The sequence below is a fragment of the Bradyrhizobium septentrionale genome (genome assembly GCF_011516645.4).
GTDB lineage: Bacteria > Pseudomonadota > Alphaproteobacteria > Rhizobiales > Xanthobacteraceae > Bradyrhizobium > Bradyrhizobium septentrionale.
In genome coordinates this window covers 1,601,173-1,625,406 of record NZ_CP088285.1, presented here as the reverse complement: position 1 = coordinate 1,625,406, position 24,234 = coordinate 1,601,173, and the positions used below count along the sequence as shown (strand labels likewise).

Sequence of the window (24,234 nt, the reverse complement as noted above, 5' to 3'; positions counted from 1 at the left end):
TCGTTTGAGCTGTCAGCCCCAGGCAATGACGATGCCGATGTCGCCGGGCATGCCGCCGGGGTATTCAACGACCTGGTAGCGGATCCGGTAGCCGCGCGGTTGCAGGTAGTCCGCCCAGAGCTGGTATATTTCCTTGGGTATACCTGTCAGCGTTTTTTCCCAGCCCGCCTCCATCTGATTGATGGCCCGCCCCTTGTCGGTGCACAGCGTGTTGGGGAAGCGATAGACCTGCACTTCGGTCAGCCCGTTGCGCGCCGCGCGCTGAATCACTGTCGAGGCCAGCTTGACTTTCTCGTCCTCGCTGAGACCGGACGGCTTGCTCAACCGCTCGATCAAGGCGCGCTTCTCGGCTTCCGCAGCCGCCGCACGCTTGGCATGTTCCTCGGCCTTCTCCGCTTCCTTGAACGCGGCCTGCTTCTGGATTTCATGCGCCTTCGGGATCAGGTCATCGATTTTGTCTCGCATGGCTGGGACTCCTGGGCCGAGCTTCGACCGTGCCCTCGAACGGTAGGATCGAGCCGACTGGATTCTTTGATCCAGATCAAGCAAGCTGCACGGCCGAAAGGCACGGTGCGCGCCACGGCTGCGAAGCGCCAGGCGCCCGGAAGGGAGATGAAATTTGAGCGAACAGATGCATCCGGCAGCCCCCCATCATCTGCCGTTCTTCATTCCCGGCGCCGACGGGGCGGACACCCTGATGGTGGTGATGGGCATTTTCCTTGTAGCTACAGTCTTCTGGGTTGGCACCCTCTACTGGAAGCTGCATAGCCTGCCGGAGCGCATGGCGCACAAGTCGCAGAAGCTGCAGTTTGAGATCGTCGCCGTCCTTGGCCTGATATCGCTTTTCACCCACATGCATATCTTCTGGGTCGCCGGCCTGCTGCTGGCACTCATCGACCTGCCGGATTTCGGCACGCCGATGCGCAGCATTGCCGATTCCGTCGAGCGCATAGCCGACGCCAAGCCGGGCGCGCCCGCCGCCGAACCCGAGGCCGTATCTGGCGGCAGTCCCGACGTCCGGACGCCCGCGAAGCAAGAGGTGCACAACCATGCTTGAGCTGATGATCTGCTCGCTGGTGACGATCCTGCCGGACTACCTCTACCGCCGCTATCGGCAGGGCAAGCGGTTCGGCAAGGAGATCACGTTCTTCTCCGTCTGGTACGAACTGAGGTGGGGTATCACCGGCTGCCTGATGCTCACGATCTCGCTGATCACGATGATCTTCTATTTTCATCCCTCGACAACCTCCGCGGCGATCTACTTCAGGACCGTGCCGATCCTGCCCGAGGGCTCCGGCCGCGTCGTCGAGGTCAATGTCGGCTTCACCGCGCCGGTGAAGAAGGGGGACGTGCTGTTCCGGCTCGATAGTTCGAGGCAGGAAGCTGCGCTCGAGACCGCCAGGCGAAAGATCGCCGAGGTGGATGCGTCGCTGATCTCGGCGCAGGCCGATGTGATCAAGGCGGACGCTCAGACCGGGGAGGCGAAAGCCTCCTTGCAGCAAGCCAAGGACGAGCTGGATGTGAAGAGCGAATTGCAACGCCGCAATCCCGGCATTGTGCCGCAACGCGATATCGAGAAGCTGCAAGTGCTGGTTGATCAGCGGCAGTCCGGCGTCGATGCCGCTAGCGCCGTCAAGCAATCGGCGACGTTGCGCGTCACTACGCTCCTGCCGGCCGAGAAGGCAAGTGCCGAGGCCGCGCAGGCGCAGGCGCAAGTGGATCTCGACAAGACTTTCATCCGTGCCGGCGTCGATGGCCGCGTCGAGCAATTCCTCGTTCGCCCCGGGGACCTCGTCGCCCAGATCATGCGGCCGGCCGGAATCCTGATACCGGACGAAGCGGGCCGAAACAGCTTGCAGGCGGGATTCGGGCAGATCGAGGCCCAGGTCATGAAGCCCGGCATGGTCGCGGAAGCCACGTGCATCTCGAAACCCTGGGTGATCATTCCGCTGGTCGTCACCAGCGTGCAAGATTTCATCGCTGCCGGCCAGTTTCGGGCCACCGAGCTGTTGATCGACCCGCAGAGCCTGCAAAAGCCAGGTTCGATCCTGGTGTTCCTTGAGCCGCTCTACAAGGGCGGCCTTGACGGCGTGACACCGGGCAGCAGTTGCATCGTCAACGCCTACACCAGCAACCATGACGTGATTGCCGATCCGAAAACCGGCGCGTTGAAGGGTTTTGCCCTGCACGTCGTCGACGCGACCGCGCTCGTTCATGCATTGCTGCTTCGGATCCAGGCTCTGCTGCTGCCGATCCAGACGCTGGTCTTGAGTGGTCACTGACGGGCGCGAAGAGGGAGACGGCAGATGAAACCGGACGGCAAGCTTCGCGCACTCGTGGTAGCGGGCATGATCCTCGTATTGCCGGACCCCGCGCACGCGTTCGATCTTGCCGGCGCCTGGGCCACGAGCGCGGGCCAATGCGGCAAGGTGTTCGCGCGCAAGGGCAGGGCGAACCAGGTCACGTTCACGAATTTCTCCGGAATCTATGGCGGCGGGTTCATCGCAGAGGCCGATCGCCTCAGGGGCAAGTTCGAGAACTGCAAGATCAAGTCGCGCAAGGATGATGGCAAGGACCTCAATATCATTGTGAGTTGCGCTTCGGGGATCATGGTGTCCAACGTGCAGTTCTTCCTCAAGGTGGTCGACGACGATACCATCACGCGCGAGTTTCCGGGCGTCGAGGGGATGCAAATCTCCTATCACCGCTGCAAACTCTAGCGGAATGCAGCCTTTGACCAATTTCCGCGGCCCGATATATTGAGCGTTGTGAAGCAGAATCCGGTCAATGCCGGATTGACCGAGTGACGCTCCGTGGATCCTAGCAGTTTACCGAGGTCGTTGCGCATCGCCCTGGTGGCCGGGCTCGTTCTGATGCTCGGGGGTGCCAGCTTGTTGGCCTATCGCTGGTATCTTCGGCCGACAACGCTCACCGTCGCCGTCGGTTCGCTCGATGGCGAAGCGAACAAGCTCATTTCGGCGATCGCCGGCAAGCTCACGGAGTCGAAGGCCACGGTCCGGCTGCGCCTGGTCCAGACCACGGGGCCGCTCGAGTCCGCGGCGGCGTTCGCGTCCGGAAAGGTCGATCTCGCGGTGGTGCGTGGCGATGTCGGCGACCTGTCGCAGGCCCAGGCCGTGATCGTGCTGGCCCACGCCGTCGCACTGATCATTGCTCCGCCCGGTACTTCGATCTCTGACGTGACGGAGCTGAAGCGCTCCACTCTCGGCGTGATCGGGTTCGAGGCCAATCAGAAGCTGATCAAGGTATTGTCGGACGAATACGATCTCCCGCGCGCGGGCGTGACGTTCAAGCCGCTGTTGCCCTCGGACGCGCGCCGGGCCCTGGAGGCCAAGGAGGTCCGCGCCATCCTGGTCGTGATGCCTCTGACCGAGAAATATCTGTCCCTGCTGCGAGGCGTTCTCCCGCAAACTTCGCGAACCGGGCCCGTGATGATTGCCATCGAGTCGGCCGGCGCGATCGCCGAAAAGGAGCGGGCCTACGAAAGCTTCGACGTGCCCAAGGGAACATTGCGGGGTTCGCCGCCAATTCCCCCCGACGACCTGACGACGCTGCGGACCTCATTCTACCTGGTGGCGCAGAAGAAGCTTGGCAACGACCTGATTGGCGACTTGACCCAGTCGATCATGACCGCACGCCACAATTTGCTCGCTGAATTGCCGGGACTGGCGCAGATCGCGACGCCCGACACTGATGCAGATGCCTACATCCCCGTGCATCCGGGCGCCGCCGCATTCTACGAAGGGACCCGGGAGAGCTTTCTCGATCAATGGGGAAATGCGATTTTCCTGGCGCCGATGATCGCGGGCGGCCTTGCATCGGTGCTCGCCGCGGCCTGGAAGTTTCTCCGGCCGGTCGAGACACCGAGCCGACAGGAGGCACTCGACATGCTTTATGCGCTGGGGCCTCGGATCCGGGCGGCCGAGCAGATGCCGGAGCTCGACGAGATCGAGCGCGAAATCGACCAGGTGCTGCGGACGCAGCGCAAGCAGCCGGTCGGGGACGACCAGGCCGAGCGTGCCGTCACCGCGGTGAACGTTGCGGCCCATCGGCTCGAGAACCTGATCCATGATCGCCGTGCCCATCTTGCATCGCAGCAGCCGGGACCGGCCGGAAGCTGAGCGGCGCTTTCCTTGATCTCGATCAAAGGAGGGACGCGGCCGTGGCCGATGCTGTCGACCGTCGGTGTCGATGGAGGTCGCGATGTTCCGTTGGGGCAAGACTCTGGTTGCGATTGCGCTGGTATCGGCTATCCCCGTCGCTGCGGTGGCGCAAACCGCCGACAAGCCGCCTGCGCAGAGTAGTCAGCCACAGGCAGCCGCGCCGACAGCGCAGCCGGCTGACAAATTGTTGAAGCCCGAGCAGCTCGAAGCGTTGGTCGCGCCGATTGCGCTCTATCCCGACGAGCTGCTGGCCAACGTGCTGGCGGCGTCGACATACCCGCTGGAAGTTGTGCAGGCCGATCGCTGGCTGAAGGAGCGCAAGAATCTAAAAGGCGATGCGTTGAAGACGGAGGTCGAGAAGCAGGCCTGGGACGACAGTGTGAAGGCGCTTGCGAGCACGCCCGACGTCATTTCGATGATGAGCGAAAAGATCGATTGGACCAAAAATCTGGGCGATGCGGTGCTCGCGCAACAACCGGATGTGATGGATGCGATTCAGCGGTTGCGGTCGAAGGCCTATGACAACAAGAAACTGGTGACGACCAAGCAGCAGAAGGTCAGCGTTCAAACACAAGAGAACAAGCAGGTGGTCGTGATCGAGTCGGCAGATCCGAATACGATGTACGTGCCCTATTATGAACCGGCCACAGTCTATGGCACCTGGCCATACGCGGAATATCCGCCTGACTACTTCGGGTATCCGTCCTATATCGGCGCGGGCGTCATCGCGACCGGCCTGGCGTTCGGCGCGGGATGGGCAATTGGCCGTTGGGGCAATTACTGGGGCGGCGGGTTTAACTGGGGCAACCGCAACGTCTACGTCAACCACTACAACCGGGTGAACAACATCGGCAACAGCTGGCAGCACAACCCAGCGCATCGCCAGGGCGTCCGCTATAGTAACACCAACGTCCAGCAGCGGTTCGGCGGCAATAATGTGAAGGCCGGCGTCTCGGACCGGATGGATTTCCGCGGCCGTGACGGACAGCAAGTGCTGCGTCCGGACCAGGGCGCCGGAGATCGGGCGGGCGACCGAGCGGGAGATCGTGCGGGTGATCGTGGTGGTGACCGCGGCGGAGATCGTGCCGGCACGCGTGACCGGCCTGGTGGCGGCGATCGCGCAGGTGCCTCAGATCGTGCAAAGGGCGGCGGCGATCGAGCTGGTGCAAAGGGCGGCGGCGATCGAGCCGGCGCAAAGGGGGGTGGCGATCGCGCAAAGGCCGCCAACCGCGGCAGCGCCGGTAACCGCGCAGCTGCGGCCAATCGCGGCGGCGGCGGCAATCGCGGCGGCGCCATGAACGTGTCGTCCGGACGGGCAGCTGCGGCGGCATCGGCGCGCGGACGATCGAGCATGGCCAGCATGCCGCGCGGTGGCGGCGGCGGAGCAAGCTTCGCCGGTCGTGGCGGCGGTGGATTCCAGGGCGGCGGCGGAGGCGGCTTCCGCGGTGGTGGAGGAGGCGGCGGCTTTCGCGGCGGCGGTGGTGGCGGACGGCGTTCCGACATCGCGCTCAAGCACAATATCGAACTGCTTGGGTATCTCTCCAACGGCCTCGGCTACTACCGCTTCAGCTATCTCGGCAGCAGCAAATCCTATGTCGGCGTGATGGCGCAGGAAGTCGAGCGCGTCATGCCAGCGGCTGTGACGCGCGGTGCCGACGGCTATCTCAGGGTCTATTACGACAAGCTGGGTCTCAAGCTTCGCAGCTACGACGAATGGCATGCCACTGGTGCGAAGATTCCATCTCGGTCGGAGGCGTCACGATGACAGGCTTTTCGTCCCTGCGATTGAATGGCATTGCTTCCGTCAGCATCGCCGCGGCAGCAGCACTCGCTCTGCTGCTGTCTCCGGCTCGCGCCCAGCAGGGCTTCCCCAATCCCGAAGACGCAGCGACCGCTTTGGCAACCGCCGTCAAGGCCGGCACCAGCCGGGCCATGCTGAAGGTGCTGGGCCGCGATGCCGCCGATATCATTGAGTCGGGCGACGATGTCGCCGACGCCAATGCGCGACAGCGCTTCCTTTCGGCCTACGACGCCAAGCATTCGATCAGGGCCGACGACAACAAGAAGGCCACCCTGATTCTGGGGCCCGACGACTTCCCGTTCCCGATTCCCCTCGTCAACAACCATGACGGCTGGAGTTTTGACGCGGCTGCGGGACGTCGCGAAATCCTCTACCGCAGGATTGGCAATAACGAGCTTGCTGCGATCCAGACCTGTCTCGCCTATGTCGACGCTCAGAATGAATATGCCGAGAAGGATCGCGGCGAGGGTGTGGGCGCCTATGCCCAGCGCATCGTCAGCAGGCCGAGCAAGACCGATGGATTGTTCTGGCGCGACGACAAGGACCCGAGTCCGCTCGGTGAGCTGGCGGCCCAGGCCGCGGCGGAAGGCTACAAGGTCGGCGAGCAGAGCGCGCCGTACCACGGATACTACTATCGGATCCTGAAAGCACAGGGCTCTGACGCCCCGGGCGGCGCGCTGAACTATGTCGTGAGGGGCAAGATGATCGGTGGATTTGCACTGGTCGCCTATCCCGCCGAATATGCCAATTCCGGCGTCATGACGTTCCTGGTCAACCACGCAGGCACTGTCTATCAAAAGGATCTCGGCTCACGCACCGATTTTCTTGCCAAGCGCATGATCGTTTTCGATCCGGATCACACCTGGAAGAAAGTCGAGCTTACAAATCCCTGAGCTCAGAGGGGGCTGCAGCGATGCGATGCATGATCCGTTCCGTCATACTGGCGGTTGCGGCGATGATCCTGTCGGTCACGCCATGCTCCGCACAGGCGACCGGCCATGTCCAGGTCAAGTTCGCGAAGGCGGCTCTCGTCGTGGGTGGTGGCGGCGGGAGCGGCACGCTCACCTACCGTGGGCGGCACTATCGGTTCATCGTGTCTGGCTTCAGCCTCGGCTTAAGCGCGGGCGCGTCGGTCACCTGGCTGGAAGGCACCGCCTCTGGCATCAGGGAGGTCAACGATTTCGCCGGCAGCTATACGCTGGTCGGAGGAGGCGGCGCATGGGCTGCCGGCGTGGGCGGCGTGAGTATGCGAAATGAACGCGGTGTTCTGCTTACGCTCAAAGGGCCGAAGGCAGGACTGGAATTTGCCGCAAACCTCGGCGGGCTCACGATCTCGCTGCGGTGAACTCGATCTGTATTCGGCCTATCGCTGACGATAGGCTTGGAAAAGCGAAAACACTCCGGCGCGTCGCCCTACTAACTCGGGCGAGCCACGATTGGTTTGAAACCGCCGCTGCATTGTTCTCCACTGTTTCCGATCGTCCGAATCCGAGCGCGGAGGGGAAATCCGTTCCCCGCAGCATCGGCATCCCTGCCGACGAGCCGGCCTCACAGGCGTCGGGGAGTGGCGTTAGCTCGCAAACACGTATATGAAATGCTCTTCCACATACACGGATCGACGTCCTGGAGGTTGCGATGGCGGATGCCGCGATCAAGTCGGCACGGCGCGTGTTCGAGATCATGGAATTCTTCGATCGCGCGCGTCGCCCGCTCGGCCTCAAGGCGATCTGCGACGAACTCCGCTACCCCGTCTCGAGCGGCGCGGCGATGCTGAAGAGCCTCGTGACGCTGGGCTATCTGGAGTACGACCGCAAGACGCAGACCTATCTGCCGACCATGCGGATCGCGGTATTGGGGCGATGGGTGTCGGAGCAGCTGTTCGGCGAAATCAGGATGCTGCCGCTGATGGAGGAATTGCGCGACCGCACCCGCGAAACGGTGATTGTGGGGACCCAGAGCGACATCAGCGCCCAATATGTGCACGTGCTCCGCTCGAACCAGGCGCTCGCCTATTCGGCCGAGCCGGGATCGCTGCGCCCGCTGGCACGCTGCGGTGTTGGTTTGACATTGCTCAGCAGCAAGTCGGATGAGGAGATCGACACGCTTGTCTACCGCAGCAATCATGCGGAGCCGACGCGCAGCCACCGCGTGGCGCTGAAAGACGTGATGGCGAACATCGAGCGCATCCGCAAGCAGGGCTACTTCTTCTCCCGCGGCATCTACAGTGAAGGCATCGGCGTGATCGCGATGCCGCTGCCGCAAGCGCCGTTCACCCGCAGCTTCGTCATAGCGCTTGGCGGGCCGGTGTACCGCCTCGAGCGGCATCTCGATCAGAACGTCGCCGCGCTGCACGGCGCGATCCGTCGATTCCTGCCAAGGAGTGCCAAAAGCTGATCGCCTTTCCATTTCCATGGATATGGAAGTGCAAGGCATATCTCTGTAACGGATTGCGAGGCGCGACCTCCCCGATCTAACTTGCCGGCGAATGACGAGCCGGCTTGCAGATCGCCCGGCACAATCGGCACGGGAGGTTAGGCGTGGACTTTGCGCGGGGAGAAGGCGACGAGATCATCGCCGGGACGATCGGGCGATTCGCGGCTGACGAACTGCGTCCCCGTCTTCGCGAGTTCGAAAGCGCGCGGACGGTCAGCGAAAGCGTGCGGGAGCGCTTCGCCGCGCTGGGCTTCGAGACGCTGGATCTCGCCGAGGAAGCCGGCGGTGCTGGCCTCGGTCTGCTCGCTCGTGTCAGGACCAACCGTTTGCTCGCTGAAGCCGACGCCGGCGCCGCGCTTGCGCTGGACCGGTTCGCGCCGGCGATCTACGTGATCGAGGCTTTCGGTGGGGTTGAAGCGCTGAAGTCGCGCCAGCTGAACCTCGGGCAGTCCGACCTCCGCTTCGCCCTGGTGATGGATCCTGGCGCCGGGGATGTTGCCGGTGCGCGCGTTGCAGGCCAGGTGGCCTGGATACCTGCCGCAGGAGCGGATGTGCTCGTCGGTCTTGGCCCGCAGGGCGCGTGGCTGTTGAAGCAAGGTTTTGCGTTTGAGCCCGTCGGGGGCTCGGCCCTGCACGCCGCAGGCGCAAGCAGCGTGAAGTTTGACGGCACGCCCATTCTGGCGTGGCATGATCCGGTGCGTGCGGCGCAAGCGCTGGCCAGGATCAGGGTCTATTACGCGTCGCTGATCTGGGGTGTGCTCTCCGATGCTGCCGGGTTTTCGCGCAGCTACGCGCTCGACCGCGTCGCGTTCGGCAAGCCGATTGCCCATCATCAGGCGCTCGCATTCCTGATCGTCGATATGTACGTTGCCGTCGAGCGGTTGGGGCTTCTGATCGAAGATGCGGCGGTGGCGATCGATGCCGGCGAAGGACGCGCCGTCGGTGCGGCGGCGGCGGCTTTCGTCGATGCCATTGAGGCGAGCCGCTTCGTCGGTCCGAATGGCGTTCAGATCCTCGGCGGGCACGGCTTCATGCGTGACTTCCCTGTCGAGAAGGCGATGCGGGACTGTCGCGCGCTCGGCCTGCTGGCTGGCGGATGCGATGCCGCGCGCGAGCAGGCCGGCGCGGCGCTTGCGGCTACAATCTCGGAGAGGATCGCCGCGTGAACAATTTCAGCGCCGCGCTCAATGCGTATATCGAACAGGTTCGGGAATGGGGGCAGCGCGAGGTACGGCGCGCCGGACTCGAGGCCGATCGCAACGGCGCGCCGTTGCCGCCTGATCATCCCTATTTTGCCGCGTATGTCGATTTCCGGAGGAGGCATCCCGTGCCGGCCGACGACGGCGCGGTGCCTGAAGGTCCCGCGGTCCGAATGGCCGCAATCAATGAGGAGAATGCCTATTGGGATCGCGGCATGGGCGTCGCAGCGCCAGGACCGGGACTGCCGGCGCCGATCGTCACCGCTGCCGGCACGCCGGAGCAGCGCGAGCGCTTCCTTGGGCCATTCCGCGGCACTGACATTCCGCGCTGGGGCAGCTTTGCGCTGACGGAACCGAGCGGAGGCTCCGACACGGCGGCGTTCCGCACCCGCGCGACGCGCACCGATCGCGGCTATCTGCTCAATGGCGCCAAGTGCTTCATCGGCAATGCCGCTCGCGCCGACTGGGTGCTGGTGCAGGCCAATCTCGATCCCGAAAAGGGCCGGGCCGGGCAGCGGTCGTTTTTCGTCGAGCGTGGCAACCGCGGCATGACCGGGATCAAGATCGAGAAGAAGATGGGGCTCCGCGCCTATGAGTCGGTCTCGTTCATCCTCGAGGATTGCGAGGTCCCGCACGACAACATCCTGGGCGGCGAGCGGCCCGAACGGACGTCGAAGTCGAGCGCCTACGGCGCAACCATGGGGACGCTCAACACCACGCGCGTCGGCGTCGCGGCGAGCGCCGTTGGCTTGGCGCGCTCCGCCTATGACGAGGCATTGAATTTCGCGACGCAGTCGGGCGCGTTCAAGTCGATACGGGTGCGCGACCGGCTGGAGGTGATGTACCGGCAGCTTCGCGCGGCCTGGCTCATGACACTGCGCGCGGCCTGGAAGGCCGACAACAGGATTCCCAACATCGTGGACGCCTCGATGGCCAAGGTGTTTGCCGCCGAGACCGCCCAGGATCTCGCCAGTGCGGGCATGGAGATCGTCGGGCTCGAGGCGGGTGCCGGTCATCACCTCGTCGAGAAGCTGTTTCGCGATGCGAAGGCGCTCAACATCGTCGAGGGCACCGGGCAAATCCAGCGCATCATCATGGCGAGAAATCTCGTCGGACTGCCGCGCTGACGTGATCCGAAACATTTGCATGGATGGTCCCTTGAACAAAATCCTCCGCCCATCGGACGCGGCGTCGATCGCCGCCTTTCTGGTACCCCGCTCGATCGCCGTCATCGGCGCCGCGCCCGCCGAACAGCGCTCGATCCGCGGCATGTTGCTGCGGGTGCTGCGCCGCGCCGGATTCACCGGACCGATTGCACCGGTCAATCCGAGCTACCGCGAGGTCAACGGCTTGCCCTGCTATCCCGCCATTGCCGCGGTCGAGTTCCCGATCGACCTCGCCATCATCGCCCTTCCGGCGGAGCTGGTCTGCGACGTCGTTGAGCAATGCGCCGCGGCCGGCGTTCGTGCGGCGATCATTATTTCGTCGGGATTTGCCGAAGAAAGCGTTGCGAAGGCCGAGCGCCAGTCGCGGTTGTCGGAGATCGCGCGACGCACCGGGATTCGTATCTGCGGCCCGAACTGCGAGGGATTCTATAATGTCGGCGGACGCGTCGCGGCGACATTCAGCGCGGCGGCGGAGCCTTTGCATCCGGGCGCGACGCAAAGCGCGACGGCCGATCGCCTGGCGATCGTGGCGCAGAGCGGGGGCCTCGGCTTCTCGTTGTTCAGTCGCGGGCGCGCCGCCGGCCTTGAGATCGGCCATGTCGTCACGACGGGCAATGAGTGCGATCTCACCGCGGTCGACTTCATCGCGCATTTTGCAGGCGATCCCGACTGCGCGGCCATCATCGCCTACCTTGAGGAGGTTCGTGACTTCGAACGGTTCGCTGTCGCGGCGGGTAAGGCGCGTGCGGCGGGCAAGCCGGTGATCGTGATCAAGATCGGCCGATCCGAAGCTGGCCGTCGCGCGGCTGTCGCACACACCGCAAGCGATACCGGCGTGGCTGCGGATTTTGATGCGATGTTCGCGGCCACCGGCGTGATCGCGGTCGCTGATCCCGACGATGCGGTTGCGGCAGCGCTTGGACGCTTGACCAGCCCGGTTGCCGCGGGTCGACGCGTCGGCATTGTCACGACAGCGGGAGGCGCCGGAACTGTCCTGAGCGAATGCCTCACGGAAGCAGGGTTCAGCGTTCCCGTATTGGATCGGAAGCTGCAGGCGCGGCTTCGGCCGACGTTCCCTTCCTATGGCTCCGCCGCGAACCCGATTGACGTCACCGCGCAGGGCATCTTCACGGGTGGCGTTCTTCAGTCGCTCGAAGTGCTGCTCGACGGCGAGGAGGTCGATTCCGTCGTGCTGGCCCTGTCCCTGTCGAACGAGCGCAGCATCTCGCTGGACGTGGAGGCGCTCAGCGCACTCCGCGCGCGCCGATCCAAGCCCGTTCTGATCTACAGCTACACCCTGCTGTCGCCCTTCGCGCGAGAGGCGCTCTCGGGTGCGGGATTCGCGGTGTTCGAGCGGGCTCGGGACCTTGTCGTCGCCATGCGGGCACTGAGCACGGTCGGCCGCGACGACCATGCACGCGCATTCGGCAGCGGAGCCGTGGCGTCATGATCAGCTTTGATGTCACTGACGAACAGCGCCAGATTCGCGATATGCTCCTCGCGTTCGCGAACAACGAACTGGCGCCGCGGGCACGGCAGGCCGACGAAGCGTGCGCCGCGCCGGCCGACGTGCTCGACGAAGCGTGGTCCCTGGGGCTGGCCTCACTTGCGATTTCGGAGGCCTATGGCGGCGGCGGTGCGCCGCGCTCGGCCCTGACCGGCGCGTTGATGCTGGAAGCGATGGGCTCCGGATGCGCCGGGCTCGGCGGCACCGCCGTTGCGTCGTCGCTGTTTGTCAACCCGCTGATTGACCTCGGGACGGAAGAGCAGAAGAAGCGTGACCTGCCGAAATTCTGCGGGACCTCACGCCGCGTGGCGACGCTTGCGCTGCACGAGGACTCGCTTGCGTTCGATCCGTCGCGGATCGTCACCCGCGCCGAACCGGATCACGACGGTTGGCGGATCACCGGCGTCAAGCGGCTGGTCCCTCTGGGCGAGCAGGCCGAGGACATGCTCGTGCTCGCGCGGGCATCCGACGCGCCGGGGATCGACGGGATCAAGGCCTTCATCGTCCCTCCGCGCGCCCCGGGCGTCACGATCGCCCGCGAGAGCGGCACCATCGGCCTGACGCCGATGGGATTTGCCCGGGTTGAGCTTGCCGGCGTGCCGCTTCCGGCTGACGCGATCCTCGGTGAAGGCGGTGGCGCGGATATCCGTCCCCTGCTGGCCAGCCTGCGTATTGGCGGTGCGGCGCTCGCCGTGGGGCTGGCGTGCGCGGTGACCGATTTCGCGATTCCATACGCCAGGGAACGTATCGCATTCGGTGAGCCGATCGCGAAGAAGCAGTCGATCGCCTTCATGCTCGCCGACATGCATATCGAGTGCGACGCCATGCGCTGGCTGGTCTGGAAGGCGGCTGCCGCGTTCGATCGGGGAGTCGATGTTTCGAAAATGGCCGTCCTTGCGCAGAACTACGTGAACCGCCGCGCGATCAGGATCGCCGATGACGGGCTGCAGATATTCGGCGGCCACGGCTATATCCGCGACCTTCCGCTCGAGATGTGGCTGCGCAACGCGCGGATGCTGACCATCCACGGCGCGCTTGCGGCGGCGTGAAGGAGCAGAGCATGGTGGATTTCACGCTTTCCGACACCGATCGGGAAATTCTTTCGGGAGTAGCCGAAGAGGCAACGGCCAGCGAGAAATACGCGCGGCACTACGACGCGCACGAGGACGAAATCCTGCCCAAGGCGTTCGCCGAGGCCGCGGCGTTCCCCTCGCTGCTCGAACGGATGCGGCGTCGGCCGAGCGACGACACGCCATCCGTGATCATGCAGATGCTGATCAAGATCGAGCGCGAGGCACACAACGGCGTGCCGTTGCGCCAGGCGCCATCGGCGCTGGGCAATGCAGCGCTGGGCGCGGCCGGCACGCCCGCGCAGCAGAAGCGGTGGGGGCATCTGATGCTGGCGATGTCGATCACCGAGCCGGGTGCCGGATCCGATACCAAGGCGATCCAGACGACCGCCGTGCTCGATGGTGACGAGTGGGTGCTGAATGGCGACAAGATCTTCGTCACCAATGGCGTGCGGTGCCACGGCACGATCGTCTGGGCGACCGTCAGCAAGGCGGCCGGTCGCGGCGGCATCAAATCGTTCCTGGTGCTGAAGGGTACGGCCGGGTTCGAACTGGTCCGCAAGGAAAAGAAGCTCGGAATTCGCAGCAGCGATACCGCAGCCTACGCGTTTCGCGATTGCCGCATCCCGCGTGACCATCTGATCGGTGGCGACGAGCGCGTGCCGCAAAGCGCGGACGAGGGCTCCGCCTCCTACAAAGGGGTCCTCAAGACGTTCAACATCACCCGTCCGACCGTTGCCGCGGGCGGCATCGGAAAGGCGCTCGGCGCTTTCCGGTATGCGCGGGATCACCTGGCCGAGGAAGGGATCGCGGTCGACTGGGACAAGGGGCCGCACGACCGGACCGCCACGGAGCAGACGCTGCTGGAGCTCGAGGCCGACATCGAGGCCGCGACGCTCACCGTGCTGCGCGCAGCCTGGCTCGCGGCGCGCGGCGAACCCAACAATCTTGAGGCATCGGTCGCAAAGGCGAAGGGCGGCGAGCTCTGCCGCAGCGGTCCGCAGCGCGCGATGGAGTTGCTGGGGGCAATGAGCCTCAGCCACGATCATCCGGTCGAGCAATTCCTGCGCGATGGCCGCATCACCGACATTTATGAGGGGACCGGCCAGATCCAGCGGCTCGTCATTGCCCGCGCCATCCTCGGATATTCGTCGGCCGAGCTCAGTTGAACGCAGGACACAGGCCAAAGCCCAGGGCGGTTGATCGACGGCAAGTTCCCGACAGGAGAAGTTTTGATGCGCGAAGCTGTGATCGTTTCGACGGCGCGGACGCCGATCGGCAAGGCCTATCGGGGCGCGTTCAACAACACGACGGCGCCGACGCTGGGCGGCCACGTCATTCGCGCGGTCGTCGAGCGCGCCGGGCTCGATCCGGCCGAGGTCGACGACGTGGTGATGGGCGCCGCCCAGCAACAGGGGACCTCGGGCAACAACGTAGCTCGTCACGCCGCGCTGCGCGCCGGACTTCCCGACAGCGTCGCCGCGATGTCGATCGATCGCAAATGCTCGTCCGGTCTGATGGCGATCGCGACCGCCGCGAAGTACATCATCAATGACGGTGCACCGGTCGCGATCGGCGGCGGCCTGGAATCGATCAGCCTGGTGCAGAACGACAAGGTCAATCGTTACCGAGCGTGGGACGATTGGATTCTCCGCCATGCGACGGGTCTCACGAGCTCGATGATCGAGACGGCCGAGCTCGTCGCGGAGCGTTACGACATCAGTCGCGAAGCGCAGGACGAGTATGCCCTGCGATCGCAGCAACGGACGGCGCTAGCGCAGGCCGAAGGCCGCTTCGACCGGGAAATCGCGCCGCTCAAGACCGAGATGGCGGTCACAGATCACGCCAGCGGCGAAACCACCGTCAGGGAGGTGACGCTGACGCGGGACGAGGGCAATCGTCCGCAAACCACCCTCGAGGATCTCGCGAACCTCAAGCCCGTGTTCGCAGGCGGGCGCTTTGTCAAGCAAGGACGATTTGTCACCGCTGGAAACGCCTCGCAACTGTCTGACGGTGCCGCGGCGGTGCTCCTGATGGAGGCCGCGGAGGCGGAGCGGCGTGGTCTCGAGCCGCTCGGCGCCTATCGCGGCATGGCGGTTGCCGGTTGTGCGCCGGAGGAGATGGGCATCGGTCCGGTTTTCGCGGTGCCCAAGCTGCTCGAGCGCAACGGACTGCGGATCGACGATATCGACCTCTGGGAGCTGAATGAGGCGTTCGCGTCGCAGCTGCTGTATTGCCGCGACCGGCTCGGCATTCCCGACGAGCGGCTCAACGTCTCGGGCGGCGCGATCGCGATCGGTCATCCCTATGGCATGACGGGCGCGCGCTGCGTCGGACATCTGATGCAGGAGGGGAGGCGCCGCAAGGTCCGCTACGGCGTGGTGACGATGTGCTGCGCAGGCGGCATCGGTGCCGCCGGCCTGTTCGAGATTTTTCATGGAGGGACTGCATGAGCAAGCGCGAGGCCGATCTGCCGGAGGTGCAGCAGCACATCCTCGCCGCCGAACGCGGTGCGGCGAGGATCGATGGTGTGAGTGCCGATACGCCGCGGATCCCGATCGAACGCGTCGGCATCCTCGGTGCCGGTACGATGGGGGGCGGCATCGCCATGAACTTCCTGTCGATCGGCATTCCCGTGACGATCGTCGAGCGTGACCGGGCTCCGCTGGAGCGGGGCATCGCCACGATCCGCCGAAACTACGAGCGCGCCGTAAGCCGCGGCCGCCTCGCCGCGGAAGACGTCGAGCGCGCGCTGGCATTGCTGACGCCGGGCCTCGTCATCGACGACCTTGCCGAAAGCGATCTCATCATCGAGGCCGTGTTCGAGAACATGGCGGTCAAGAAGGATGTGTTTCGCAAGCTCGATGCGATCGCGAAGCCGGGCGCGATCCTGGCGTCGAACACCAGCCGGCTCGACATCGACGTGATTGCGGCGGAGACACGCCGGCCCGAGGCGGTGATCGGCCTGCACTTCTTCTCACCGGCGAACGTCATGCGCTTGCTCGAGATCGTGCGCGGGGCGAAGACCGGGCCGTCGCAGCTTGCGACGGCCATGGACCTCGCCGCGCGGATCGGCAAGATCGCCGTCGTCTCGGGCGTCTGCCCGGGCTTCATCGGCAACCGCATGCTGGGCCGGCGACAGGCGCAGGCGCAAAGGCTGATCCTCGAAGGAGCAAGACCCTGGGATGTCGATCGCGTGCTGACCGAATTCGGGTTCCCGATGGGGCCGTTCCAGATGAGCGATCTGGCGGGCCTCGATCTCGGCTGGCGGCGCGAGACCTCGAAGGGCGAAAGCATTCGCGATCTGTTGTGTGAACGTGACCGCCGCGGACCGAAGACGTCGAAAGGCTACTACGACTACGACGCCGAGCGTGTCCCCACGTCCTCGCCGGAAGTCGAGGCGCTCATTGCCGAGTTTGCAAGGAGCCGCGGCTATCGTTCGCGTCAGGTCACGGACGATGAGATCCTGGAGCGGCTGCTCTGTCCGATGATCGACGAGGGCATCAAGATCCTCGATGAGGGTATCGCGCAGCGCGCCTCTGACATCGATGTGGTCTGGCTCAATGGCTACGGTTGGCCTGCGCGCACGGGAGGCCCGATGTTCTGGGCGGAGGGCGTCGGGCTCGGCCGCATCGCCACGCGTCTTCAGTTCCATGCCGGCAAGCTCGGCTCGGATGGCGCGCTGTCGCAGCGGCTCGCACGCATCGCGGCGTCGGGTGGGCAAGCGAACTGATCCCGGAGCATCGTCGTGGCCGGGTGAAGCCCAGCGGATTGCCATGTTGAATGACAGTTACAAGGCCCGCGCAAAGGCTCACATCGGCGAAGCGCTTCGCTGGAATCCGGAGACCGAGATCGAATTCGGTGAGGGTATCGTTGCCGGTCTCGGCTTCGTCGGACCGATCATACTCGCGGCCATTCTCGGAAACCTGTCGCTTGGTCTTGCCGCCTCCGCCGGCAGCCTGCCGATCGCACCGCAGGCGGCCGGACGCGGTGCGGGCGAACAGGCCCGCGCCATTGCGCTCGCGCTGTTGCCAACGATCGGTGCGGCGGGCCTTGCCGTCGCCCTGGCCGACGCAGGCTGGGCAGGACGGATCCTGGTGGTTTTGCTGGCGGGTGGCGCGGCGCTGGTCGGCGGTTACAGCCGCACCGCCGCCATCGTCACCACGCGCTTCACCCTGTTTCTCATCATCACGCTGAGCCTTGCCGCAACGATGTCCCACCGCCTGCTCCTGATGCTGCTGCTCACCGGTGGCGCGGTCTGGACGGCGCTGCTCTGGCTGCTGTTCGGTATGTTCGCGCGGACGATGCGGGGCAGTCAGGTGGTGGAGGAAGTCCGGCCGTCTTCGACAAGGGCGGAGAAGTTCGCGCGCTGGTCGGCGTCGATCCGGCGATTCTCCGGTCTGCAATATGCGTTGAAGCTTGCGTTCTGTCTCGCGGCGGCCGCGCTGTTCGATATCGCCTATCCCGGCCATCACCTGCACTGGATTTCGTTGACCGTCGTCCTTCTTGCGCAGCGGCGCACCGATCTCATGCCGATCAAGATCACCCAGCGCGCGCTGGGCGCCGCGCTCGGAGGGATCGTCGCCGGCCTCGGCGTCGCGGCCCATCCTCCCGTGGGGCTCCTGATTGCCGGCATTGGATTGATCGCCGGCACACGCCCGCTGCTGAAGATGCGCCACTATCTCTCCTATTCGGCGATGATGACGACCCTGATAGTGCTGATGATGGATTTCGAGCAGCCGCTCGAAGCTTTGGTGCTGGTGGACCGGACGATCGCGACGCTGATCGGCGGTGGCCTCGTCATTGTTGCAAACCTTGCCGGCGAGCGGATCGCGACACGGCTCGCACGGCAGCAACCTTGACCGGACTGCGCAAGATCTCCGGGCCGACGGGTATTTCCATATCCATGGAAGTGCGCGTACGTCCCGCGCAGATGAGGCGGTTCGCGATCAGTGACGATAGGATCGATGCAATGGCCGGCATTGGTCACCTGGTTTGTGGTGCCTGATCGCAATGAGCCCGTCGCAACAACCGCGCGTGACCGTAGCAGTCACGCTACAGGGAAACGCACCGGATGTCTGAAGATGTTATCGCCGTATCGCGACCTGCCACGACCGCGAGCTCTGGCTCTCGCGCCCTGACGCTCAGCGCGTGGTCCTGGATCGGCTACGAGGCGACGCGGATCCCGTATCTGGTTCTGCTCAAGATCTACATCTTTGCGCCCTATGTCAGCAAAGTCATGATCGGCGATGCCGTGCTCGGGCAGACGCTGTTTGCCCGATACGGCTTTGTTGCAGGTCTGGTCGGAGCCGTGACAGTGCCGTTTCTCGGCGCCTCGCTCGACCGGATGGGCCCGCGAAAGCCGTGGATCACCGCCTGCATCCTGATCTCGCTGCCGCTGCTGGTCAGCCTGTGGTGGGCGAAGCCGGACCGCAGCGCACTGTCGGTCCATGCCGTGCTGGTGATCGTGATGGCGCTCAATCTGCTGTTCGTCTATTCCGAGATCCTGCATAACGCGATGCTCGGACCGGCGGTCGGGATGTCGCGGGTTGGCCGCTACTCTGGTGTCAGCCTGGGTGTCGCAAATCTCGTGTCCGTCGCCATCATGACGTTCCTGTTGTGGGGATTTGCCCTTCCCGGGCAGTTGCATTGGTTCGGGGTCCCCGACGAACCGCTGTTTGGCTTCTCGCAGGCAAGCCACGAGATGGAGCGATTGATCGGGCCTCTGATCGCAGCGCTCGCCTGCGCCGGTCTATTCATGCTGCTTCGCTTCACCATCGACGCGCCGGCGTCGGGCGAGACCTTTTCGAGGGCCGTGCGCCTCGGCTCGAGGGACGTGTTCGCCTTGATCGCCGGTCTGCGAAAGCAGCCGGATCTGCTGAAATTCCTGATCGCCCGGACCCTCTATGCCGACGGCTTTCACACACTCATCATCTTCGAAGGTATCTATGCCTCGGGTGTGATGGGATGGCACGGCTTCAAGCTGCTGAGTTTTGCCGTCGTCAAGATCGCATTCGCCGCTCTCGGTGGCTTGCTGGCGGCAAGCCTGAACGCGCGACTTGGCACGCGCCGCGCCATCATCCTTCAGATATCGATTACGGTCGTTCTGTTGGTCATGGTCCTCGGCACAACGCCGGACCGGATGATCTTTTTCTGGCCCCATGACCCGGCCGCACAGCCATTGTGGAATGGCCCGGTGTTTCGAACCCTGCCCGAGGTCGCCTTCATGCTGCTGTCAGGATCGATGACGGCGTTTGCGGTGGCCTCGATCGCGTCGGGGCGCGCCATGATCATTCAGATCGTGCCACCGATGCGCGTCGGCTCCTATTTCGGGCTGTTCGGCCTGACCGCCAGCACAACGGTCTGGATCGCCCCGATGCTGGTCGGTATCCTGACGGCGCGCTTTCAGTCCCAGGCCGTCGGTCTCGCTCCGATCGCCGTGCTGTTGACCCTCGGCGCGATCGGCATGCTCTTCGTCAAGGGTGGCGACCGGCTTGAGGAGTGAATGTGGCGCGGGTGGTCGGGTGAGCAACTGGATCAAGCACGCCGTCTGGTGGCATGTGTATCCGCTCGGCTTCGTTGGCGCCGAACGCGAGGCCGGCGCGTGTGCCGGGGTCGTGCATCGCCTCGACCACCTTGTCCGGTGGCTCGATTACGCCGTGGAGCTCGGTGCATCCGGTATCCTGCTGGGCCCGATCTTTGCCTCGTCGACCCATGGATACGATACGATCGATCACCTCCTGATCGACAGGCGGCTTGGGGACGACGCGGACTTCGATGCATTGGTCGCAGCAGCCCGCCGCCGCGGCCTGCGCATCATCCTGGATGGTGTTTTCAACCATGTCGGCCGCGAATCGCCGCGCTTCCGGCGCTCGGTCGCCGGCGGTCCGCTATCGCCGGATGCGTCGTGGTTTCGTCTGACCTGGCCGGCGGACGGAAAGGAGCCTGATTGCGCGACCTTCGAAGGTCACCACCAGCTTGTGACGCTCAACCATGATGAACCCGCGGTCGTCGACCATGTCATACGCGTGATGAATCACTGGCTTGATCGCGGTGCCGATGGTTGGCGCCTCGACGCGGCCTATGCTGTCCCGCGGCAATTCTGGAGGCACGTCTTGCCCGCGGTTCGCGCGCGGCATGCCGACGCCTATATCTTCGGCGAGGTGATCCACGGTGACTACGCCGGCTTCGTCGACGAGACCGGTGTCGATTCGGTCACGCAATACGAGCTTTGGAAGGCGATCTGGAGCGCCCTGAACGATCGCAACTTCCATGAGCTCGCATGGGCGCTCGCGCGACACAATGCGATGATCGACCGGTTCGTGCCGCAGACGTTCATCGGCAATCACGATGTCACGCGGATCGCGAGCCAGGTTCTGGACGAACGGCACATCGCGCACGCGCTGGTCATTCTCATGACCTGTGGCGGCACGCCCTCGATCTACGCCGGTGACGAACAGGCGTTCCGCGGGATCAAGGAGCACCGTGCCGGAGGCGACGACGCGATCCGCCCAAGCTTTCCGGCGGCGTCAGCTGAACTGGCGCCATTCGGCTGGCCTACATACCGGCTGCATCAGGAGCTGATTGGACTGCGGCGGAAGCATCCATGGCTCCATCGGGCAAGAACCCGTATGGTCGATCTCCGCAACACGGACATTGTCTTCGAAGCATTCGATGAAGGCAATCGGCTATGGGTTGCTCTGAACCTGGCCGACGCAGCGGTCGGACGTACCGTCGATTCCGGCGTCGACAGGCTCGCAGGATCAGGCGCGGTGCGCAGGACGGGCGTCAGGACCGAGCTTACGCTGCCACCGCATGGGTGGGCTATCCTGGGTTAGCGACAGCTGTACCTTGGATCGTGCGCTTCGTTGCTCAAACCTCAGATCATGGAGTTGAGCAGCTCGCAGCCGCCTCCGCCGCCACTTCATCCGCATTCGGGTCGGCCGCCGCCGTCGCCCAGGCGAGTTCGACGAGGGTCACGGTGCGCCGGCCGGCGCCGTCGAGCTGGCAGACGATCAGGCCCTGTTCCTCGATATAGGTCAAAAGATGCCGCGCGCGGCGCAGCGAGTGGGTGCCGTAGGCGCGGGCGATCGCGGCATCGCTTGGGCAGGGCCAGCCCTCCTTCGCGGCGCGGGCGATCATCATGAAGACGCCCTGCATGTCCTCGGGCAGCAGCGCGGCGCGCTGCGAGACATCCTGCCACGCGTCGTCTTCGGCCATCTCGGTGCCGAGCCCGGCGCGGGCGCGCGTTAGCATGCGGCGGAAATCGGCCAGCTCCGGCACGACAGCGCCGAGCCCTTCGATGCGGCAGCGGACCACGAACTCCTGATAGAGCACGCCGATGGCGCGGAAGCCGGCGTCGGGTTCGGCGAGGATGGCGCGCAGGATGCGGTCCAGCCGTTCCCGCCGCTCGGCCAATTGCTCGGCGCTGAGCGGCGGCTCCGCGGCTTCGGGATTTGGCTCCGGCGCCGGCTGCTTGGCGGCCATCAGCTGGCTGAGCAAGTCCGGCGACGGCGCCCGGCGCGGCGGACGCACGGTCTCGGGCGGCGGCGCTGCCAGGATGATGGCGCGCGCGTCCTCAAGTGCTGCTTCCGGCAGCGGCATCAGCCGCGGCGCCGCGTTGCGCGGCTGCGTGTCGGTTGGACCGATGCGCAAGCCCAGTGGGCGGCGCGAGAGCGCAGGCCCGAGCGCCATGAATTGTCCGCGCTCGAGGTCGCGGAAGGCCTCCGCCTGCCGCCGCTCCATGCCGAGCAGATCGGCGGCGCGCGCCATGTCGATATCGAGGAAGGTGCGGCCCATCAGGAAGTTGGACGCCTCGGCCGCCACATTCTTGGCGAGCTTGGCGAGCCGCTGGGTTGCGATGATCCCGGCAAGCCCGCGCTTGCGGCCGCGGCACATCAGGTTGGTCATCGCGCCGAGCGAGAGCTTGCGCGCCTCGTCGGTCACTTCGCCCGCAACCGCCGGCGCGAACAGCTGCGCCTCGTCCACCACCACCAGCATCGGATACCAGTGATCGCGGAGGACCTCGAACATTCCGCCGAGGAAGGCCGCCGCCCGCCGCATCTGGTTCTCGGCGTCGAGCCCTTCGAGATTGAGCACGGTGGAGACGCGGTGGATGCGCACGCGCTCGCCGGCGACCTGCAGGCTGCGCTCGGTATGGTCCTCGGCGTCGATGACGAGGTGGCCGAAGCGCTCGGCCAGCGTCACGAAGTCGCCCTCGGGGTCGATGATGGTCTGCTGCACCCAGGGCGCGCTCTGTTCCAGCAGCCGGCGCAGCAGATGGGATTTGCCGGAACCCGAATTGCCCTGCACCAGGAGGCGCGTGGCCAGCAGCTCCTCGAGGTCGATGGCCGCCGAAGCGCCGGCCGTCGTCTGTCCCATCTCGATCGCTACGGTCATCTGCCCCGACTCAAATCATCCTTGCGGAGAGGGAGCTTAACAAGCCGATCGCGCCCCGTCGAGCGAACCGCGACATCATCCCCAGCCACGGTCGGGAGGCGGACAATCCGGAAGCCATTCACTGCGAGGGGTGCCGAGTCGCTGGGCCCGGCGCGCAGGATTGATCGTACGCAGTCGCCCCGACCTATTCCGCCGGCTTGACGGCGGCCGGCGCTTTCGCTGGCGCCTTGTCGACCTTCTTTGACCACGAGCGGTAGTAGGCCAGCCCGGTCATCAGCGCGATGCCGACAATGCTGACCGCAATCTGCATCCAGATGCTGCCGGAGACCTCGACCAGCAGAACATGCGCGATGACGGCGAGGAAGACGCCGCAGCAGAACACCTCGAGCGACTGCTGGCCGCATTTGAGCAACGGCTGGAAGATCGGCCATTCGTATCCGGGCCATTCGCGCGGCAGGAAGCGCGTGACGAAGAAGGCGAGCACGATGAAGTGCAGCACGCGATATGGCGCGAGGTTGGTCTTGTCGTTCGGGTTGAACGCGTCATAGAGCCAGGCCGGCAGCGCCTGTCCGAGTTCCGGGAAGCGTCCCGCCAATGTCATCACCAGCGCGAACAGCAGATAGGCGCCGCCGAGCCAAAGGAAGGCGCGCGAACGGATGAACGAGATCGATTCGCTGGCGCCGCCGAGCGCAAACCATCCGCCGAACACGAACAGGAACTGCCAGCAGAACGGGTTGAAGTACCATGTACCGGACGGGTAGGCCGGCAGGTTCCAGCCGAAATGCCGTGCGGCGAGATAGAGCAGGAACGAGGCCAGCAGCGTCAGATTGAGCTTGCGCAGCATCGCCCACAGCACCAGCGGATAGCAAACCATCAGCGCGATATAGAGCGGCAGCACGTCCATGTTGACGGGCTTGAACGCCAGCAGCAGGCCCTGATAGAGCGTCTCGGCCGGGTTGTGCATGAAGCCCGCGACGTTGAATTCGTTCTCCAGGTTGGGGTCGTGGTAGCGCTGGGCGAGATAGCCGATCTCGGCGATATAGATCACGAACAAGAGGACGTGGGCGACGTAGATCTGCCAGGCCCGCTTGATCAGGCGGGTGGCGCCGATCACGGTGCCGCGCTCGAGCATCATTCGCGCGTAGACGAATGACGCGGTGTAGCCGGAGATGAACACGAACAGATCAGCGGCGTCGCTGAAGCCGAAATTCTTCTGCGTGATCCAGTTCACCGCATTGTTCGGGATATGATCGAGATAGATCGCCCAGTTGGCGAAGCCACGCAAGAGATCCAGGCGATAGTCGCGGCCACGCGGCGGCAGGACAGCCTTGACGTCCATCGGTTCGCTCCCATCCCCAACCCTGCGCATTCCGCAAAGCGCGCGCACACGGCATCATACTAGAGCAGGATGAGCAATATTGTGTAACGGTTTTGAAGGATCATGCTCGGATGAGAACCGCCATGCTGCGGCGAAACGG

At 64.8% G+C, this 24,234-nt stretch carries 21 protein-coding genes; 18 read left to right on the top strand and 3 right to left on the bottom strand.

The features are described from left to right. Nucleotides 1-12: 12 nt before the first annotated feature. Nucleotides 13-465 carry a hypothetical protein gene (locus HAP48_RS09655; RefSeq protein ID WP_166213966.1) on the bottom strand — a complete coding sequence of 151 codons (453 nt, stop codon included), beginning with the start codon at nucleotides 463-465 and terminating at the stop codon, nucleotides 13-15. A 154-nt stretch (nucleotides 466-619) separates the two neighbouring features. Here HAP48_RS09655 and HAP48_RS09650 point away from each other — a divergent pair, with 154 nt between their 5' ends. From HAP48_RS09650 to HAP48_RS09565, 18 genes are all read left to right on the top strand, one after another. Then, nucleotides 620-1,057, top strand: a complete 438-nt coding sequence (locus HAP48_RS09650; RefSeq protein WP_175612343.1) for a hypothetical protein — start codon at nucleotides 620-622, stop codon at nucleotides 1,055-1,057. Further along, entirely contained in the window at nucleotides 1,050-2,282 is a 1,233-nt protein-coding gene (locus HAP48_RS09645; RefSeq protein ID WP_166213967.1) for an HlyD family secretion protein, read from the top strand. Before HAP48_RS09650 ends, HAP48_RS09645 begins: the two co-directional genes overlap by 8 nt. Nucleotides 2,283-2,306: 24 nt before the next feature. After that, nucleotides 2,307-2,720, top strand: coding sequence for a hypothetical protein (locus HAP48_RS09640; protein WP_224496988.1), 414 nt, complete (start codon nucleotides 2,307-2,309; stop codon nucleotides 2,718-2,720). Between the two features lie 153 nt (nucleotides 2,721-2,873). Then, nucleotides 2,874-4,139, top strand: coding sequence for a TAXI family TRAP transporter solute-binding subunit (locus HAP48_RS09635; RefSeq protein ID WP_210293235.1), 1,266 nt, complete (start codon nucleotides 2,874-2,876; stop codon nucleotides 4,137-4,139). Between the two features lie 82 nt (nucleotides 4,140-4,221). Continuing rightward, entirely contained in the window at nucleotides 4,222-5,946 is a 1,725-nt protein-coding gene (locus tag HAP48_RS09630) for a DUF3300 domain-containing protein (protein WP_166213969.1), read from the top strand. Beyond that, nucleotides 5,943-6,875 carry a DUF2950 domain-containing protein gene (locus tag HAP48_RS09625; protein ID WP_224496987.1) on the top strand — a complete coding sequence of 311 codons (933 nt, stop codon included), beginning with the start codon at nucleotides 5,943-5,945 and terminating at the stop codon, nucleotides 6,873-6,875. The genes HAP48_RS09630 and HAP48_RS09625 overlap by 4 nt, the downstream gene beginning before the upstream one ends. Nucleotides 6,876-6,904: 29 nt before the next feature. After that, nucleotides 6,905-7,327 (top strand): hypothetical protein, encoded by a 423-nt coding sequence (locus tag HAP48_RS09620; RefSeq protein WP_224496986.1) that lies wholly within the window; start codon nucleotides 6,905-6,907, stop codon nucleotides 7,325-7,327. Between the two features lie 290 nt (nucleotides 7,328-7,617). Next, the gene (locus HAP48_RS09615) at nucleotides 7,618-8,376 is read left to right on the top strand and encodes an IclR family transcriptional regulator (RefSeq protein WP_166213970.1); all 759 of its coding nucleotides are present in this window, start codon (nucleotides 7,618-7,620) and stop codon (nucleotides 8,374-8,376) included. A 104-nt stretch (nucleotides 8,377-8,480) separates the two neighbouring features. Beyond that, nucleotides 8,481-9,581: an acyl-CoA dehydrogenase family protein gene (locus HAP48_RS09610; RefSeq protein WP_166213971.1), complete on the top strand. Its 1,101-nt coding sequence runs from the start codon at nucleotides 8,481-8,483 to the stop codon at nucleotides 9,579-9,581. Then, on the top strand, nucleotides 9,578-10,741 hold the full coding sequence (locus tag HAP48_RS09605) for an acyl-CoA dehydrogenase family protein (RefSeq protein ID WP_210292816.1): 1,164 nt from the start codon (nucleotides 9,578-9,580) through the stop codon (nucleotides 10,739-10,741). Before HAP48_RS09610 ends, HAP48_RS09605 begins: the two co-directional genes overlap by 4 nt. 31 nt (nucleotides 10,742-10,772) lie before the next feature. Next, nucleotides 10,773-12,230, top strand: a complete 1,458-nt coding sequence (locus HAP48_RS09600; protein WP_166213973.1) for a CoA-binding protein — start codon at nucleotides 10,773-10,775, stop codon at nucleotides 12,228-12,230. After that, a complete protein-coding gene (locus HAP48_RS09595; protein WP_166213974.1) occupies nucleotides 12,227-13,336 on the top strand; it encodes an acyl-CoA dehydrogenase family protein in 1,110 nt (369 codons plus the stop codon). Before HAP48_RS09600 ends, HAP48_RS09595 begins: the two co-directional genes overlap by 4 nt. Nucleotides 13,337-13,347: 11 nt before the next feature. After that, nucleotides 13,348-14,526 (top strand): acyl-CoA dehydrogenase family protein, encoded by a 1,179-nt coding sequence (locus tag HAP48_RS09590; RefSeq protein WP_166213975.1) that lies wholly within the window; start codon nucleotides 13,348-13,350, stop codon nucleotides 14,524-14,526. A gap of 66 nt (nucleotides 14,527-14,592) precedes the next feature. Next, nucleotides 14,593-15,810 (top strand): acetyl-CoA C-acyltransferase, encoded by a 1,218-nt coding sequence (locus HAP48_RS09585; RefSeq protein WP_166213976.1) that lies wholly within the window; start codon nucleotides 14,593-14,595, stop codon nucleotides 15,808-15,810. Next, on the top strand, nucleotides 15,807-17,090 hold the full coding sequence (locus HAP48_RS09580; protein WP_166213977.1) for a 3-hydroxyacyl-CoA dehydrogenase: 1,284 nt from the start codon (nucleotides 15,807-15,809) through the stop codon (nucleotides 17,088-17,090). Before HAP48_RS09585 ends, HAP48_RS09580 begins: the two co-directional genes overlap by 4 nt. A 43-nt stretch (nucleotides 17,091-17,133) precedes the next feature. Next, a complete protein-coding gene (locus HAP48_RS09575) occupies nucleotides 17,134-18,219 on the top strand; it encodes an FUSC family protein (protein ID WP_166213978.1) in 1,086 nt (361 codons plus the stop codon). Between the two features lie 212 nt (nucleotides 18,220-18,431). Further along, on the top strand, nucleotides 18,432-19,862 hold the full coding sequence (locus HAP48_RS09570; RefSeq protein ID WP_166213979.1) for an MFS transporter: 1,431 nt from the start codon (nucleotides 18,432-18,434) through the stop codon (nucleotides 19,860-19,862). Nucleotides 19,863-19,881: 19 nt separating this feature from the next. Beyond that, nucleotides 19,882-21,195 (top strand): alpha-amylase family glycosyl hydrolase, encoded by a 1,314-nt coding sequence (locus HAP48_RS09565; protein ID WP_166213980.1) that lies wholly within the window; start codon nucleotides 19,882-19,884, stop codon nucleotides 21,193-21,195. Nucleotides 21,196-21,241: 46 nt separating this feature from the next. On the opposite strand, the gene HAP48_RS09560 is transcribed toward HAP48_RS09565, so the two are convergent. Both HAP48_RS09560 and HAP48_RS09555 read right to left on the bottom strand, forming a co-directional pair. Next, a complete protein-coding gene (locus HAP48_RS09560; RefSeq protein WP_166213981.1) occupies nucleotides 21,242-22,756 on the bottom strand; it encodes an ATP-binding protein in 1,515 nt (504 codons plus the stop codon). Between the two features lie 184 nt (nucleotides 22,757-22,940). Then, nucleotides 22,941-24,095 carry an OpgC domain-containing protein gene (locus HAP48_RS09555; RefSeq protein ID WP_166213982.1) on the bottom strand — a complete coding sequence of 385 codons (1,155 nt, stop codon included), beginning with the start codon at nucleotides 24,093-24,095 and terminating at the stop codon, nucleotides 22,941-22,943. Between the last annotated feature and the right edge of the window lie 139 nt (nucleotides 24,096-24,234).